Origin of the sequence: Mycobacterium sp. AT1 (genome assembly GCF_002043095.1) — a bacterium.
Classification (GTDB): Bacteria; Actinomycetota; Actinomycetes; order Mycobacteriales; family Mycobacteriaceae; genus Mycobacterium.
In genome coordinates this window covers 28,314-43,742 of the sequence record NZ_MVOC01000007.1, presented here as the reverse complement: position 1 = coordinate 43,742, position 15,429 = coordinate 28,314, and the positions used below count along the sequence as shown (strand labels likewise).

Genomic DNA, 15,429 nt, shown 5'->3' with positions numbered 1-15,429 from the left:
TGAGTTTTTCTGGCTTAGAGCTCGGAGAGCCCGTCCAGGTCCGCGGGTGTCTTGACGGCGTACGTCGGTACTCCCCGAAGTTCTCGTTTGGCGATGCCCACCAGCGTTCCCGCGGGCGGGAACTCGATGATCGCGGTGACCTCGCGCTGGCGCATGGTCTCGGTGCACAGGTCCCAGCGCACCGGCTGCGTGAGCTGGGCGACCAGCTTGGCGATGGCGTCCGCCGCCGAACCGACCGGCTGGCCGTCGGCGTTGGACAGCAGGCTGGTGGTGGGCTCACTCGCGGTGACGGCGTCGGCCGCCGCGGAGTAGCCGTCCAGTGCCGATGCCATGAAGTGCGTGTGGAAGGCACCCGCCGTGGCGAGCTTGCGCACCCGAGCCTTGGCCGGCGGATCCTCGACCAGCTTGTCGAGGGCGGAGATGGCGCCTGCGGCGACGATCTGTCCGGCGGCGTTGCGGTTGGCGGGCACCAGGTCGAGTGCGTCGAGGCGGGCCAGCACCTCGGCTTCGTCACCGCCGAGCACCGCGGCCATTCCGGTCGGCTCGACCGCGCAGGCCTTCGCCATCTCGGATCCGCGGGTCGCGGCCAGGCTGACGGCGTCGTCGGCGGACAGTACGCCGGCGATGGCGTATGCCGCGATCTCGCCGACCGAGTGGCCCGCGACGACGGTGTCGGCTCCGGCCAACAGGCCGCGCTTCGTCATCTCGAGGTGTGCGAGCAGGGTGGCTGCGACGACGAGGGGTTGAGTGACCGACGTGTCGGTGATCTCCTCGGCGGTTGCCGTCGTGCCGAGCCGGGCCAGGTCGAGGTTGATCGACTCGGACCATGATGCGATGCGTTCGTCCGCGCCGGGCAGCTCCAGCCACGGCGAGAGCATGCCGGGAGTCTGCGATCCCTGTCCGGGAGCGAGCAGCGCAAGCACGGGTGTTTGGGGCACGGATTAAGAAAACACTGTGAAACCGGTTTTGCGCGGTGTAAGAGATTATGAACCTGGTCTTATGTTTTTGTGGGGAACCTACAAAAGTGCATGTGATGGGACTGCAACGAGATCGGATTGCGACCTGTCATCCGAGAAACGAAGCAACATCACGGTCGGGTCGGGGTGTTGCCTGGGCCACCGAAGCGTTTGTCGTGCTGGCGTGCGTCGTCTGCCGACCGAGCCTCCCGACCGTCGATGCCACCCGCAGAATGTAGGCGTCGCGAGGCAGTGTGGGATCGCGCCCGGTGAAGTCCGCGATGCGTTTGAGACGGTAGCGGACGGTGTTTGGATGAACGAACAATTTGCGCGCACAGGCTTCGATTGCACCCCCGGAATCGAGGTAGGCGTCGAGGGTCTCCGTGAGTGCCGGACCGGCTTCGGCGAGCGGTCGCATCACGTCGGAATCGAGTGCGGCAATCGCCGACGGGTCACCGAGCAGGGCCCGTTCCGGCAACAGTTCGCGCGCCGACACCGGTCGCGGCGCCCCGCTCCAGCCGGCGACGGCGTTCATGCCTGCGATGGCCTCGGCGGCGCTGTAGTGAGCGGCCACCAGTGACGCCGCAAACGGGCCGATGACCACCGGTTCGTCGGCGAACACCCCGAGTAGTTCGCCGAGGAACTTGTCGGTCGGGGTCAGGTGGCCCGAGACGATGGCCACCAACCAGGTGCCGTGCACGTCTGACAGCGCCGCCCGCCCGTTGCGGGTGACGATCTCGTGGACGTCCTCGCTGGCGAACTCGGCGCGGCCGGGTTGGGGAAATCCGACGAGCACCGTCGCCGGTGCCGTGGCGTCCCAATTCAGGGCGGCGGCCTGGGACTGGAGCTGCGGGCCGATGTCGCCGCGGACTACCGCGTCGACGACGTTGGCCTCCATCCGGGTGTCCCACGCCCCCCTGGCCTCGGCGGCGTCGGCGTAACCGGACGCCGCGGCGAACGCCAGGTTGCGGCTGTAGCGCAGGATCCCGATGGTCAGCGCCGTGGTCTGGTCCTCGTTGCGCGCCAGCATGGGCACGGCTTCCTCGAAGTGCTCCATCGTGACCCGCACCATGTCGACGGTCTGTCGCAGCGCGATCCGGCGGGTCAGCTCCTGGGGCACCAGCGCGAACGCCTCCGCCGTGTAGCCGACGTCGCCGCGCGGGTTGCGCATCCACTCGGCGAAGTTGACCAACGCCGTTTGCACGACCAGCTGGACGCTGGCGCGCTGGGACGCCTCCAGGTCGGCGAAGAACGGCAGCCGCTCACCCATCACGTGGACGGCCTCGGTGGCCAGTCGCCCCGAGTACTGCTTCACGCGGCGGACGAGCGATTCGGGTACGGATTCCAGCACTTCGAGTGAGGATGCCCGGGGATCGTCGACCTTCTTGTCAGCCACTTCTAAAACATACGCCCGATTACTGGTGGAAACCTCTAAGTCGTCGGGTCACTTCTTTGTCGAGTGTGCAGTGAGATCGCGATTTCGCGTCCACCCGCGATCTCACCGCACACTCGACGGGGCCGGAGCGGGCTACGCCCCCGGTCCGGGGTCCGACGTCTGCACCGGAGCCGCCATCACGTCGTCGATCTGGTACTGCTTCGCAGCGGCGATCGCCACCGACGGATCGATCTCGCCGTCACGCGCGAGGGCTTCCAGCACCGCCACCACGACCGACTCGGCGTCGGTGTTGAAGTACCGGCGCGCGGCAGGACGGGTGTCGGAGAAGCCGAAACCGTCGGTGCCGAGCGTGACATACGTGTTGGGCACCCACGGCCGAATCTGCTCGGGAACCGCACGCATCCAGTCCGACACCGCGACGACGGGGCCCGCGGTGGACTCCAGCACCTTGGTGACGTACGGGACCGGGGCCTTCCTGTCCGGGTGGCGGAGCAATTCCTTCTCCACGGCGATCCCGTCCCGGTTGAGCTCACCCCAGCTGGTCACCGACCACACGTCGGCCGCGACGTCCCATTCCGACGCGAGCAGATCCGCGGCGCGCAGTGCCTCGGGCATCGCGACGCCGGAGGTCAGGATCTGCGCGACGTTACTGCGCTTCTCCTTCGCCGCCCGGTACCGGTAGATGCCCTTGAGCAGGCCTGAAGGATCGAAGTTCTCGGGCTCGGCCGGCTGGACGTACGGCTCGTTGTAGATGGTGATGTAGAAGAAGACGTTCTCGGCGTCCTCGCCGTACATCCGGGCCAGACCGCTCTCCACGATGTAGGCGATCTCGTAGGCGAACGCCGGGTCGTAGGCGACCACGGCGGGATTGGTGGCCGCCAGCAGCATCGAATGACCGTCCGCGTGCTGCAGACCCTCACCGGTCAGCGTCGTACGACCCGCGGTGGCGCCGAGGACGAAGCCGCGAGCCATCTGGTCGGTCGCCGCCCACAGCCCGTCACCGGTGCGTTGGAAGCCGAACATCGAATAGAAGATGTACAGCGGAATCATCGGCTCGTTGTGCGTCGAGTACGACGTACCCACCGCGGTGAACGACGCCGTCGACCCCGCCTCGTTGATGCCCTCGTGCAGGATCTGACCGAGGTCGCTCTCCTTGTAGGCCAGCATCAACTCCGCGTCGACCGAGGTGTAGAGCTGGCCGTTGCGGTTGTAGATCTTCAGGCTCGGGAACCACGAGTCCATGCCGAACGTACGGGCCTCGTCCGGGATGATCGGCACGATGCGCTTGCCAATCTCCTTGTCCCGCAACAACTCCTTGAACGTCCGGACGATCGCCATGGTGGTCGCGACGGACTGCGTGCCCGACCCCTTCTTGAGCGACTTGTAGACGTCCCGGCTCGGCAACGGCAACGCCTTGGTCTTGTTGCGTCGCGCAGGCACGAAGCCGCCGAGGGTCCTGCGCCGATCCAGCAGGTAGCGGATCTCGGGGGCGTCGGGCCCGGGGTGGTAGTACGGCGGCAGGTACGGGTTCTCCTCGAGCTGAGCGTCCGTGATCGGAATGCGCTGCGCCTCGCGGAAGTCCTTCAGATCCTGCAGGGCCAGTTTCTTCATCTGGTGGGTCGCGTTGCGGCCCTCGAAGTGCTTGCCAAGCGTGTAGCCCTTGATGGTGTGGGCCAGGATCACCGTCGGCTGACCCTTGTGCTCCATCGCGGCCCGGTAGGCGGCGTAGACCTTGCGGTAGTCGTGCCCACCGCGCTTGAGATTCCAGATCTCGGCGTCGGTCATGGGCTCGACCAGTGCCTTGGTGCGCGGGTCACGGCCGAAGAAGTGGTCGCGGACGTAGGCGCCGTCGTTGGCCTTGTACGTCTGGAAGTCGCCGTCGGGCGTGGTGTTCATCAAATTGACGAGGGCGCCGTCCTTGTCGGCGTGCAGCAGGGCGTCCCACTCGCGGCCCCACACCACCTTGATGACGTTCCAGCCCGCACCGCGGAAGAACGACTCCAGCTCCTGGATGATCTTGCCGTTGCCGCGCACCGGTCCGTCGAGGCGCTGCAGGTTGCAGTTGATGACGAACGTCAGGTTGTCGAGACCCTCGAGGGCGGCGACGTGGGCCAATCCGCGGCTCTCCGGCTCGTCGGTCTCACCGTCGCCGAGGAACGCCCACACGTGCTGATCGGAGGTGTCCTTGATGCCGCGGTCGTTCAGGTAGTGGTTGAACCGCGCCTGGTAGATGGCGTTCATCGGGCCGAGGCCCATCGACACCGTCGGGAACTCCCAGAAGTCGGGCATCAACCGCGGGTGGGGGTAGGACGGGATGCCGCCACCGGGGTGAGAGTGCTCCTGGCGGAACCCGTCGAGCTTGTCCGCAGTTAGCCGGCCCTCGAGGAACGCGCGCGCGTAGATGCCGGGCGACGCGTGGCCCTGGATGAACACCTGGTCGCCGCCACCGGGGTGGGACTTGCCGCGGAAGAAGTGGTTGAAGCCGACCTCGTAGAGCGCGGCAGACGAGGCGTAGGTCGAAATGTGGCCGCCCACACCGACTCCGGGGCGTTGCGCGCGGTGCACCATGATCGCGGCGTTCCACCGGATCCAGGCGCGATACCGCCGCTCGACGTCCTCGTCACCGGGGAACCATGGCTCCAGCTCGGTCGGGATCGTGTTGACGTAATCGGTCGACGTGAGCGCCGGGATGGCGACCCGCTGTTCGCCAGAACGCTCCAGCAGGCGCAACATCAGGTACCGCGCGCGGGCCGGTCCGGACCGCTCGACCAGAGCGTCGAAGGACTCCAGCCACTCGCTGGTCTCTTCCGGATCGATGTCGGGCAAGTACGAGGCAACGCCCTCGCGAATGACGCGGACCCGGTCGGGTTCGCTTGCGGTGCCAGAGTTTTGGGCCAGGTCCTGGCGCGCGAACTCGGTGGTCAACTGCAACTCCTCGGTAGACGTGATCGGGGGCTCGTGGCCCCGTCACACGTGATTTTCGTCGTCCTCTATAGCGACGTGTCCATCGTGCCCCTATCGTGCCGTAGATGCTCGGGCGGGGTGGGGCCTACTGGGAACCGACGACCAATCCGGCCAACCGGTACGGTCTGAAGGCGTGACGACATGGGGACGGGCCGGGCGGCTACGCGCCGTTGGCCTCGTCGCCGGGGTCGTCGCCGGGCTCGCGATGATCGTCGTCGGATGCACGTCGATCACCCAGGGAACCGCCACCTACGACGCCGCCGAAGCACCCGAGTACCGCGCGTCCGTCGCGTCCTCGATTGCCGCATCGGAATCCGAACGGCAGGTCGCGGTGACCAAGGCTGCCGTGCACACGTCCTGCGACGCGTTCGGCTCCAGCAGCGTGGCCGCCGTCGACGCCATCAACGCCTACGTGGACGCCTTCAACAACGACGCGCCGGACGCACCGGGCAAGGCCGGACCGGCCGTTGACGCGCTCAACCGCAGCGCTGACCAGGTCACGGGCAGTTTGTCCGGGCCGCTGTCGCCAGAACTGACCGACGCGCTGAACGGCTGGGCGGACTCCTCGCGGAAGATGGCCGGAGTGCTGGCAGGCAATCCAGGACCCGACGAATTCAACGTCGGCATCCGCCAACTCAACGATGCGAAGACCGCGGCGGGGACCGCCTGTGAGGCCGCATATTGAGACTTTCCGTGTGCCAGGCGTCGAGCGAACGCCCGCGGCGTGCGACGATAGGAAAAGATGACACGCTGGCTGAAGGAGGAACAGGTGGTTGCGGCGGACTCGCCGAACTACGCCCGAAAGCTGGGCATCGAGAAGAATCAGCTCGTCCAAGAGCTTGGTTGGGACGAGGACACCGACGACGACATCCGGTTCGACATCGAAGACGCATGCGGTGCCGAACTGCTGGATGAGGACGCCGAAGACGTCATCGACGTGGTGCTGCTGTGGTGGCGCAACGACGACGGCGACCTCGTCGACCGACTGATGGACGCCATCACGCCCCTCGCCGAAGACGGCGTGGTGTGGGTGGTGACGCCCAAGACCGGACACCCAGGACACGTCAAGCCGTCCGACATCGCCGAATCCGCGCCGACGGCCGGTCTCATGCAGACCTCCTCGGCCAACCTCGGAGACTGGATCGCCAGCAGGCTGGTCCAGCCGAAGTCGGGCCCCACGGGGCGGCGCTGACGAACGTGCTGGACGTGGGCGCCCCAGCGCCCGACTTCACGCTGAAGGACCAGGACGGTCGACCCGTGACGTTGCGGCAGCACCGTGACGTCACGGACGTACTGCTGGTGTTCTTTCCGCTTGCCTTCACCGGCATCTGCCAGCGCGAGCTCGACGACATCCAGACCCACCTGGCCGACCACGACGGCATCCAGGCCCTCGCGGTCTCGGTGGGGCCGCCGCCCACCCACAAGGTGTGGGCGAAGCAGAGCGGCTTCACGTTCCCGTTGCTGTCGGACTTCTGGCCGCACGGCGCGGTCGCCCAGGCCTACGGGGTGTTCAACGACGACGCCGGATTCGCCAACCGGGGCACCTTCGCCGTCGACCGGGCCGGCGTCGTCCGGTACGCCGCGATGAAAGGGCCGGGGGAGACGCGCGACCAATCCGTCTGGGCGGAGGCCTTGGCGGCGGTCCGAGGCGGCTGACGGGATTTCCCGTCGTGGCGCTCGGCCGTGTAGCTTGTCCGAGCACGGGCGTGTAGCTCAGTGGTAGAGCTCTGGTTTTACACACCAGCGGTCGTGGGTTCGATCCCCTCCGCGCCCACCAACAACTCGTGCAGGTCAGAAGGGTGTCGGGTATCGCTCCGGCTCATTATTGAACCCCCCAAGTGGCCAAGAATTGGCCAATGGACTATCCGCCCTGTTCTCCAGTGGATGCACGCGCAGATTTTTGCAGGCGAGAGTCACGCGCTGCTTGCTCTTTGATGGTGCGCACGCGCGAGGCGCGGGTGCTGTGTCGGTAGGTCATGAGCCCGAGTGAGACGGACCCAAGCACCGCATAGACCGCTAGGCCGAAGAGCGCGGAGTAACACCCAGCCACAGCGAGGCGCGGCATATTTTCATACGAGACGATCACACCGACCGAGCCCAGCACCAAAACGAAGGCTGCAAACGCAACGAGGTAATAGGGGCGCTGCGTCATCTTCGCGTCGCCGTCAAACGCACGAACGATTTCGCCGTACTCGTCTTTGTTGAGGTGATCGGTCAACCAGCGCGATCCGACCAGCCAGCCGATGCCTATGGTCCCGCCCAGGCCCATGGCGGCAGCTAGGTAGGGTTTGCCGTCCAAGAGAGGCCGATCGCTGCGGGCGAGCAGCGTGAACATCGCTAAGCCAGCGGCCAAGCTGAGGGCGGCGTCCCATGAGCACGCCGTCCGCCACCAAGAGCTGTTTGGCCTAGTCTGCACTTTCCTCCGCGGTTTTACTTGTGGTGACAGCGACCGGAAGGCTTGCTCTGGCTGCCCGTAGCGCCTGCTCGGGGACTTCAGGTCCCTCAGTTGTGGCGGAGACGCGCACGCGTGCTGAGAGTCGGGATGCGGCATTGCGCACCTTCACGAAGACCGATCGTGCACCTTCGGAGTCTACGCCGGTCAGCGTGGCCTCGCCGTAGTTCCGTAGCACGTGGTCGAGTGCCTGTCGAAATACGTCTGAGTCGGTGTCTACGCCCGTTTCGCTGTTGCGCTCGACCCCCGACAGTCGCACATATTCCGTTCGTAGCTCCTCGACTAGTTGTTCGGCGATTACGTCGCCATGATAGTGGGGGTTTGGACGCTCAAGTTTAATGTCAAAACGACTAACGCGGTCAACGCTTTTACGCCATTCGTTATAGTTAATCGGAAAGGCCACCGGGGTGATGGTCCACGTGTACGGAACATTGGCCCCCGCGTTCAGGAGTGCTTCCAGGGCGCCAATGAAAGAATTGTCACGCACGATTCCGCTAATCAGCTGGTAGCTGATTAATCCGTCTTGTGCGATGACAAAGGGGACCACTACGCCCGATGGCGCTTGGCCACGAACAAAATCTAGTGTCTCTTGATCAAATGCGAGCGTTTCCAATTGGTCAGAATTAACGAACCCGATTTTTCCGTAATATCCGCCGTTGTCTTCGGACAACATCTTGGAAAGTGTCCAATGGCGGCCGTAGCGCGTGATTTCCGTGCCGGCACGCCACGACTTCCTCAATGCATCATCAAATTCAGTTGGAGCATAGAGGCCGTCGAACGCGGCCTGCGCAAATCCAATGGTGAAGCTGCTAGCGGTGTCTCCTTGATCGCCCTCGGGTTTATCGTCGCCGCCCTGGGTGCTGTTGGTGCCGTCGTCGGCTTCCTGGTCATCCGGTGGGGTAGGGACGTCGTCCAGAACTGCGCCCCCTTCGGACTCGGCTTGTTCGTTCTTCTCACCTTTATCGGGCGTCAACATGGGCTCCTGAGATTTCGGTGATCGGAGCCTCCCCAACGGACCCCAGGACACAAAGTAGCGTTACGGGACGACTGATGTGGTGTTTGCAGGATGCGTGGCGGATTTGGAATTCGCCCGCGATCTGCCGAGCAACGCGTCGCCCGCCGACGCCAGCGCGTCGTCGTAGACGTGGCCGTAGACGCGCAGTGTGATCGCCGGATCGTGGCCTAGCCACTTGGCGGTGGCCGAGGGCGTCGTTCCGCCGTCGAGCAGCATGGTGGCGGCGGTATGGCGGACGTCGTGCAAACGGATGACAGGCACCCCCGCCGCCGCGCAGTGAGCGGTAAATACCTTGGAGTAGGTCTCGGGCCGGATGGGGGAGCCGTCGGCGTTGACAGCCACCAGGTCGGTGTCGGGCCAGCCCGCGCCGAGGGCCAGGTGCTCCTCGGCCTGCCGAGTCTTGAACGCCCGCAATGCGGTCATCACGTCACGCGGCATCGGGAGCGTTCGTGCTGAGCGGGTGGACTTCGGCGCGCCGGTCACGGTGCCGCCGCCGACCACGACCCGGCCTTGGGCCACGGTGATGGTCCCGGCGTCATGGTCGACGTCTTCCCACCGAAGGCCCAGAACCTCAGACCGGCGAAGCCCGGCCAGGGTGAGAAGCCAGCACGCCGCGAGGCGGTCCTCGGCCACGTGCGCGCGGAACGTCACGGCCTGCTCCGGCGACCACGTGGCCATCTCGACGGCGGTCACCTTGGGTCGCTTCACCAGTCGGGCCACGTTGCGGGCGACGAGACCCTGGGCCATGGCGTCATCGAGCGCCGATGACAGCACCACCAGCATCGTCACGACGGTGCGGGCGGTGACGCCACCGGCCACCTTCGGGCGCTCGGGGTCGGCGGGACGGGCGGCGGCATAGCGACCCCGAGCGGGCCTGATGACCTCTCCCGAACGCACCAGGCGCGCCAGTGCCCGCTCACCAGGGCTGCCGAACTCTGCGAACAACTGACCGAAACTGGAACCGTCGGGCCGCGCCCGCAACCAGCCCAGCACCTCAGCTGACCGCCGCCCGCGCTTGTCTCGCTGGGCGACGGCCTGGCCCGCCATGCGCAGCGTCACCAAGGCATCGAGGTCGGCAGTTCGAAGGTGCTGCAACGGGATTCCGCCAAGGTGGTCGATCACCGGCTTGAGGGCGTGACGGTACCCGGCCAGGGTGCCGGGTCGGACGTCCCGCCGGGCGTCGAGCCATCCGGTCAAGAACGCCGCCACGGTGGTCTTGTCGCGCTGGACGAATGTGCCCGCCGCCACCTCGGTGGTGATGCGGCGGTACTCCTTGCGGGCCTCGGCGAGCGTTGGGTACGTGAACTGCTGGCGAAGACGGGTGCCGTCGGGGCCGATGCCGAGGTCGACGCGGAAGCGGTACGTCACCGCGCCGTTCTTGGCGACGTGCTTGGTGACCGGTTCGGCCCGGCGGGTGCGCTTGGCTGGCTGCGGGTCGGTGGTCATGGCTGGTCGGTTCCCTTGGTGTCAGTGGTGGCGGTGGCCCAGTCACGGCGCAGGAAGCCACGCTTCTTGGCCTCGGCAATCCAGCGGTCCAGGGTCGGCAGGGCTACCCCGAAGTAGTCGGCGGCGTAATCCCGTGGTGCGAGGCCGATTTCCCGAGCCCATCCGATCTGCGCGGCGACCTGGCGGTAGTGCTCGTCGCCGAGGTTGCGGCGGCGCTTGCCTGGTTCGAGGTCGGGTCTGGCTGGGCCGGTTGGGTCGTAGTCGTCACCGGCGTCCGCGATGCCATGCTCGGTCAGCGAGACGAATTTGGCAGCGGCCTTGGCGAGTCGGCGCACCGGCACGTTGCGCACAGCGGCGGGGTCGATGTCACCGCCCTCGCCGCACACCATCCGCAGCTCGACCAGGCGCGGCGTTCCGCTGCTGCGGTCGATCCGCACCTGGTAGTGAAAATCGTGCCCGTACAGGGGGATTTCGATCAGGCCGTCGTCGCTGCCGCGCTTACCGCTCACGCGGCGGATGTCGTCGGCCATCACGTCGCCCGCGATGGGTGTGAAGGCGGGGTTATCACTAGTCACGAAAAGACGATAACTCTAAAGATAGCCAAATGTCTAGACAGTTATCGCTAAAGACGCCACGCTAAAGACATGCCTGATTTCACCGACACCACGAAGACATACCCATCAGTCGAGCGGCTCCGCCAGGGGCCGCCCACCGTGAGCATCGAGACCGCCGCTGAATACCTCGGCGTGTCAAGGGCTTTCGCCTATTCGATGGCCAAAGCGGGCCGATTGCCCGTGATCCACTTGAGCGCGAAGCGGAAGCGTGTGCCGACGGCCAAGCTGCTGAACCTGCTGGCGGGGGAGAGCGACACCGCCGGGGTGCCGCGTGAGCCACTTCGACTATCGGGCGTCGCAGCAGATCGGGGCCAATGACCCACCGTTTTTCGCCCTCGTCATGGCGGGAATCCGCAAGGCTGACACCCAGAACGCGGCCCGGCTGCGGATGGCGTTCCCCGAGGTTCACGCCAAATTTCACGCCCGCTACGACGCTCCCGGCGGGGTGCTGGCCGCCGACCCGGCCGAGGGGCGGTAGCCGATGAGCCGCGTGGTGGCCGGACACTGCCCCATGGGCTGCGGCCAGTCGCTGATCCTGTTGCCGGACACCCGGGTGTGGTGCGGGTCGCGGACCTGCCCGAAGCCCGAGGCGGCGTCGGCGCTGTTGTCTGTCCCGCCCGCAGGCGTCGGCGACCGAACGTGAATATCCGAGCGGCACAACCCCGTTCGAGTCGGATAACTCAACCCGTTGCGCAGGCAGGTCTGCATGGTGCGCACGTAATCTCCGGTGACACCGACTGACTGACGCTGATCGAGAGGAACCACGATGGCCGTCACCCTCGACAACCCCGATGCCCTGTTCCTGCCGAAGGACGTAGCCGAGTTCCGGCACAAGACCGAGGGCTCACTGGCCCAGGAGCGGTTCGCGGGCACCGGGCCGCGCTTCATCCGTGACGGACGCCGAGTGCTCTACCGGGCCAGCGATCTCGCCGAGTACCTGGCTGCGAACACCGTGACCCCACAACGCACTGACCCGTAACGCAGCGATGCCGCCCCGGCGCGAGAAGTGGCTTCTACTCGCAATGCCGGTGCGGCACCGCTCCCAACGAATTCCCCTTACCAGCGAAGTAGGAGACATGCCCCAGAATACCCGCACGGGTGACGAAGCCCGCTCGACGATGAACGGCCACAGTGAGGCCGATCCGTTCGCCGACGTCGCCGACCCGGCTGGCTATCGGCCGACGCGTGATCTGGCCGAGGACCCCGGCAAGGCCGATCCCGCGACGGCGCTCCCCATGTTGATGGTGGCTGACCGCCTCGGCGCTGAGCCCGGCGACGCGATCGAGCCGTATCTCAGCGCGCCGCAGTGGGAGGCCCTGCGAGACTTCGGCAATCGGCACGGGATCGGCGTCGTTGCGCCCAACGCCGCGACCGACCGCGAGGGCACCCGGTTCGAGGAACTGGACGCGATTCCGTCGGGGCTGGCGGCGGCGCTGTGCCCCGAACTCGACGGCATCACCCGCGCCGAGGTGGCCGAGTTCGTTGCCGAGTCGGTGCTCTACGACATGGTCGACCCCGAGGCCGCGCTGGCGCAACTGACCGAGCGGGCCAACGCCCGCAAGCGTGAGCGGTCGCAGCAGCAACAGGCGCTCAAGGCGGTCAGTGTGCCGCCGCACACGCCCTATGGCTTGGCGGAGATCGAACGGGGCTGCGGTACTGGGGTGGCCGACCGCGCCCGACGCATGATCGAGCAGCACAACACCGACACGTGGAACATGGGTGCCGCCGCCCGCAAGACCCGCCGCGACGAGCGCCCTTATCTGGTCAGCGCCACCGAGCTGGTCGGATCATTGGGCGTGGACCCCGAGGCCGTCAAGACGCTCACCGCGGCCACGGCCGCCGAGATGAGCGCCGCCTGGGCCGATTTGGCCGACGCGCGGATTCTGCACAGGTCGGGTGGTACTGCCGTCCAGAATCCGGTGAGCCGCCGCTGGCGCACCCTCGATGACCTGGAGAACCTGCCCGGTACCGAGTGGCTGGTGGCCGAGTTTTTGCCGGCCTCGTCGCTGGTGCACCTGATCGGGATGTCTCAGTCGCTGAAGAGCTTCATTGCCCTCGACATGGCGCTGTCACTGGCCAGCGGCACCCCGTTCGCCGGGTCGGCCCGGTTTGGGGTCGTTGAGCCTGTGCCGGTGCTGTACGTGGTCGGCGAAGGCGTGCGCGGCATCGCCAAGCGCGTCAGGGCGTGGTGCAAACAGCGCGGCGTCGACCGTCGCCAGGTGATGGACAAGCTGACCGTGCTGGAGGGCGCAGCCCAGCTCGGCTCTCAACGCGACATGGACGACGTCACGGCCAAGGTGGTCGAGACGGGCGCGCGGCTGGTGGTGTTCGACACCCAGGCGCGCTGCACCGTTGGGCTGGAGGAGAACTCGGCCACCGATCAGGGGCGGGCCGTGGCCCAGGTCGACACGCTGATGCGGCACACCGACGCTGCGGTGCTGGTGCTGCACCACACCACCAAGGCTGACCCACGCAACGCGCGCGGCTCGGTGGCGTGGTTGAACGCGGTCGACGTCCAATTGATCGCGCTGCGCGACAACCCGAAGGCGATGTCGGTCACCATCGAGGTCGGCAAGATGAAGGACGACGCGGTCAAGGGGCCGTATCCGCTGACGGCGGTCAAGGTCGAACTGCCCGGCGGCGAAGACTCTTTGGTGATCGGGCCGGGCGCTGACCCGCTCAGCGGTGAGTTCGACCCTGATCTCCCGATGGAGAAGTGGACCGGCAAGGGCGCGGCATACGCCAAGCAGGTATACGAACTCGCCCAGGAGGCTTGCATCCCCGGTGAAGGGCTCACACAGACGCGGCTGGCTGAGATGGCCAACGAGGTGATCGGCGAGGAGCGGACCGCCACGGGAGCCATGCGGAAGGTGCGCCGGGTGTGCAGTAGGCACACGGCTACCGAGGCGGTGAAGCTCTTGGTCGAACACGGGTGGTTGGTCGTGGCCAAGCGTGACTACCTGACCCACGTGTACTACGAGCCGAAGGAAGTTCGGCCGCCGGACCCCGCCGCCATGACTGCGCTCTCCGGTGACGCCAGCAGCGGCCAGGGCGCGGCGTCCGCGGCGTGAAGGCTCGAGGAGCCATGGTGCAGGGGCCGCCGCTCAGATGTGCGCATGCAGCTGCCGAAAGGCCGTCTGAGCTGCATAAACCCACCCCCACCCACCTGGGACCCGCCGGGGAGTGGGTCTGGCCGAACGCGCCAACGCCAAAAGTGCAGGTCAGCGCACTTTCCGCCGTACGGGTGGGGTTGGGTCTGCCTTGGGTCTGGCCTCCACGCGGTGAGGTGGGGACCCACCCCCACCCAAGTACCGACCCAACGGGCCTGACCTGCGAAAACCCAACCGGACCCAACCGCAGACCCAACTCAAGCCCAACCCCACCCAAGTGTCGTCCCCCCTATGAAATAGGGGACTTGGGGGTAGGGGACCTGAGACGAAAGACTGACCGTGCCCGCCGACGAATGCTCACGCGAGGAGCGGCGGCATCCTCACGCGTCGCCCTCGCGTCCATTGACCGTTGACCGTTGACGGCCAGGGGCGGCGGCACCCCCGCGGGCGGCCGACCTCTGCACGGTCTGTTGTCAAACTGTTCACCGTGACCAATCGACTCGACTCACGGCACCGAGCGGAGCAGGCCGAGCGTCTGGCTGCCACCGGCGCGACGTGGCAGGAGATCGCGGACTCGCTGGACTACCGAAGCCGCCAGGCTGCGCGTCAGGCGGTGCTTCGACTGCGAGACCGCACGCCGCCCGAGACCATCGAGCAAGCCCGCCGGAAGCACGACGCCGCCCTCCAGCTCATCCAACGGAACGGGTTCACTCGCTACCTCCTGGCGATCGAGGATGGCGACGACGACACCGCTTTGGCGTACGCCAAGGAGATTCGGGCGACCGTCACCGAGCGCGCCAAGCTAGCAGGGGCTTATGCACCGCAGCGCACCGAAGTGGACGTGAGCGTCAGCACCGACGTGACCGCCGTCATCGACCGCCTCGAATCCGAGCTGTTGACCCTGGTCGCTCAGCGACAGCCGCAACACCAGTTGTCCGGCAACATCATCGACGCCGAGATCGAGGAGATCACCGAATGACGATCATCACCCCTGAGGACGCGATCAAGGCGGCGTCATCCGTCGCCCGTGACGTGGCCGACGGCAGACTCACGCCCGCCGACATGGAGGCCCAACTGGAAACCGAGCTGCGCGCCCTGGTCGGCAACGTCGTCGGCCCCGACGATCCGTTGTTCGCGCTCCAGGTGGAGATCGCCCGCGGCGTATTGGCCGTCGGCGGCGTCCCGGTTGACGAACTCCGCGAGTGGGCAGCGGTGATGGCGCGTCGGGAAGCCCCTGAGCTGATCAGCGAGCCCGAGGTGGACGAGACTGCACCGGAGCCGGTTTCAACGCTCACCGTGGCGCTGGAGCCCGATTCCGTAGACCCTGAGTCCGTCGCCGAGGTGGCGGCGGTCGTGCCGCTGCCGGAGCCAGTTCCTGTGCCCGTCGTCACGCCGGTGCGCAAGGCCGGGGCGGCCAGCGGCGAATACGATCCGCTGGCCCATTGGCGGCCCGGCGCGACTCGTCGGCGTTGAACA

The 15,429-nt window shown here is 66.7% G+C and carries 17 protein-coding genes and 1 tRNA gene; 11 read left to right on the top strand and 7 right to left on the bottom strand.

What is annotated here, in order from left to right:
- Positions 1-14 precede the first annotated feature (14 nt).
- From B1790_RS03370 to aceE, 3 genes are all read right to left on the bottom strand, one after another.
- Positions 15-923 carry an ACP S-malonyltransferase gene (locus B1790_RS03370; RefSeq protein WP_198951905.1) on the bottom strand — a complete coding sequence of 303 codons (909 nt, stop codon included), beginning with the start codon at positions 921-923 and terminating at the stop codon, positions 15-17.
- 142 nt (positions 924-1,065) lie between these two features.
- Positions 1,066-2,352: a CdaR family transcriptional regulator gene (locus B1790_RS03365; RefSeq protein ID WP_079921796.1), complete on the bottom strand. Its 1,287-nt coding sequence runs from the start codon at positions 2,350-2,352 to the stop codon at positions 1,066-1,068.
- Positions 2,353-2,484: 132 nt separating this feature from the next.
- Positions 2,485-5,277: a pyruvate dehydrogenase (acetyl-transferring), homodimeric type gene (aceE, locus tag B1790_RS03360; protein WP_079921877.1), complete on the bottom strand. Its 2,793-nt coding sequence runs from the start codon at positions 5,275-5,277 to the stop codon at positions 2,485-2,487.
- A gap of 172 nt (positions 5,278-5,449) precedes the next feature.
- On the opposite strand from aceE, the gene B1790_RS03355 reads away from it, so the two are divergent.
- The 4 genes from B1790_RS03355 to B1790_RS03340 all read left to right on the top strand — a co-directional run bounded on the left by B1790_RS03355 (position 5,450) and on the right by B1790_RS03340 (position 7,093).
- On the top strand, positions 5,450-6,001 hold the full coding sequence (locus tag B1790_RS03355; protein ID WP_198951901.1) for a hypothetical protein: 552 nt from the start codon (positions 5,450-5,452) through the stop codon (positions 5,999-6,001).
- Positions 6,002-6,058: 57 nt separating this feature from the next.
- A complete protein-coding gene (locus B1790_RS03350) occupies positions 6,059-6,508 on the top strand; it encodes a DUF3052 domain-containing protein (RefSeq protein WP_079921795.1) in 450 nt (149 codons plus the stop codon).
- Positions 6,509-6,513: 5 nt separating this feature from the next.
- The gene (locus B1790_RS03345; protein ID WP_079921794.1) at positions 6,514-6,972 is read left to right on the top strand and encodes a peroxiredoxin; all 459 of its coding nucleotides are present in this window, start codon (positions 6,514-6,516) and stop codon (positions 6,970-6,972) included.
- A 46-nt stretch (positions 6,973-7,018) separates the two neighbouring features.
- Positions 7,019-7,093, top strand: a tRNA-Val gene (locus B1790_RS03340).
- Positions 7,094-7,177: 84 nt separating this feature from the next.
- Here the strand turns inward: B1790_RS03340 and B1790_RS03335 are convergent.
- The 4 genes from B1790_RS03335 to B1790_RS03320 form a co-directional block, all read right to left on the bottom strand.
- Positions 7,178-7,651, bottom strand: a complete 474-nt coding sequence (locus B1790_RS03335) for a hypothetical protein (RefSeq protein ID WP_079921793.1) — start codon at positions 7,649-7,651, stop codon at positions 7,178-7,180.
- Between the two features lie 70 nt (positions 7,652-7,721).
- Entirely contained in the window at positions 7,722-8,744 is a 1,023-nt protein-coding gene (locus B1790_RS34100) for a hypothetical protein (protein WP_142271008.1), read from the bottom strand.
- Between the two features lie 60 nt (positions 8,745-8,804).
- Positions 8,805-10,229 (bottom strand): tyrosine recombinase XerC, encoded by a 1,425-nt coding sequence (xerC, locus tag B1790_RS03325; protein ID WP_079921791.1) that lies wholly within the window; start codon positions 10,227-10,229, stop codon positions 8,805-8,807.
- Positions 10,226-10,804, bottom strand: a complete 579-nt coding sequence (locus B1790_RS03320; protein WP_142271007.1) for a hypothetical protein — start codon at positions 10,802-10,804, stop codon at positions 10,226-10,228. Before B1790_RS03320 ends, xerC begins: the two co-directional genes overlap by 4 nt.
- A gap of 69 nt (positions 10,805-10,873) precedes the next feature.
- Here B1790_RS03320 and B1790_RS35600 point away from each other — a divergent pair, with 69 nt between their 5' ends.
- The 7 genes from B1790_RS35600 to B1790_RS03295 all read left to right on the top strand — a co-directional run bounded on the left by B1790_RS35600 (position 10,874) and on the right by B1790_RS03295 (position 15,426).
- Positions 10,874-11,161, top strand: coding sequence for a helix-turn-helix domain-containing protein (locus B1790_RS35600; protein ID WP_079921789.1), 288 nt, complete (start codon positions 10,874-10,876; stop codon positions 11,159-11,161).
- On the top strand, positions 11,115-11,321 hold the full coding sequence (locus B1790_RS34095; protein WP_142271006.1) for a hypothetical protein: 207 nt from the start codon (positions 11,115-11,117) through the stop codon (positions 11,319-11,321). Before B1790_RS35600 ends, B1790_RS34095 begins: the two co-directional genes overlap by 47 nt.
- Positions 11,322-11,324: 3 nt before the next feature.
- The gene (locus B1790_RS34580) at positions 11,325-11,486 is read left to right on the top strand and encodes a DUF6085 family protein (RefSeq protein ID WP_158083743.1); all 162 of its coding nucleotides are present in this window, start codon (positions 11,325-11,327) and stop codon (positions 11,484-11,486) included.
- A gap of 123 nt (positions 11,487-11,609) precedes the next feature.
- Positions 11,610-11,822: a hypothetical protein gene (locus B1790_RS03310; protein ID WP_079921788.1), complete on the top strand. Its 213-nt coding sequence runs from the start codon at positions 11,610-11,612 to the stop codon at positions 11,820-11,822.
- 97 nt (positions 11,823-11,919) lie between these two features.
- Positions 11,920-13,914, top strand: coding sequence for an AAA family ATPase (locus B1790_RS03305; RefSeq protein WP_158083742.1), 1,995 nt, complete (start codon positions 11,920-11,922; stop codon positions 13,912-13,914).
- A gap of 526 nt (positions 13,915-14,440) precedes the next feature.
- Positions 14,441-14,932 (top strand): hypothetical protein, encoded by a 492-nt coding sequence (locus tag B1790_RS03300; RefSeq protein WP_233164911.1) that lies wholly within the window; start codon positions 14,441-14,443, stop codon positions 14,930-14,932.
- Positions 14,929-15,426 (top strand): hypothetical protein, encoded by a 498-nt coding sequence (locus B1790_RS03295; RefSeq protein WP_079921786.1) that lies wholly within the window; start codon positions 14,929-14,931, stop codon positions 15,424-15,426. Before B1790_RS03300 ends, B1790_RS03295 begins: the two co-directional genes overlap by 4 nt.
- Positions 15,427-15,429 lie beyond the last annotated feature (3 nt).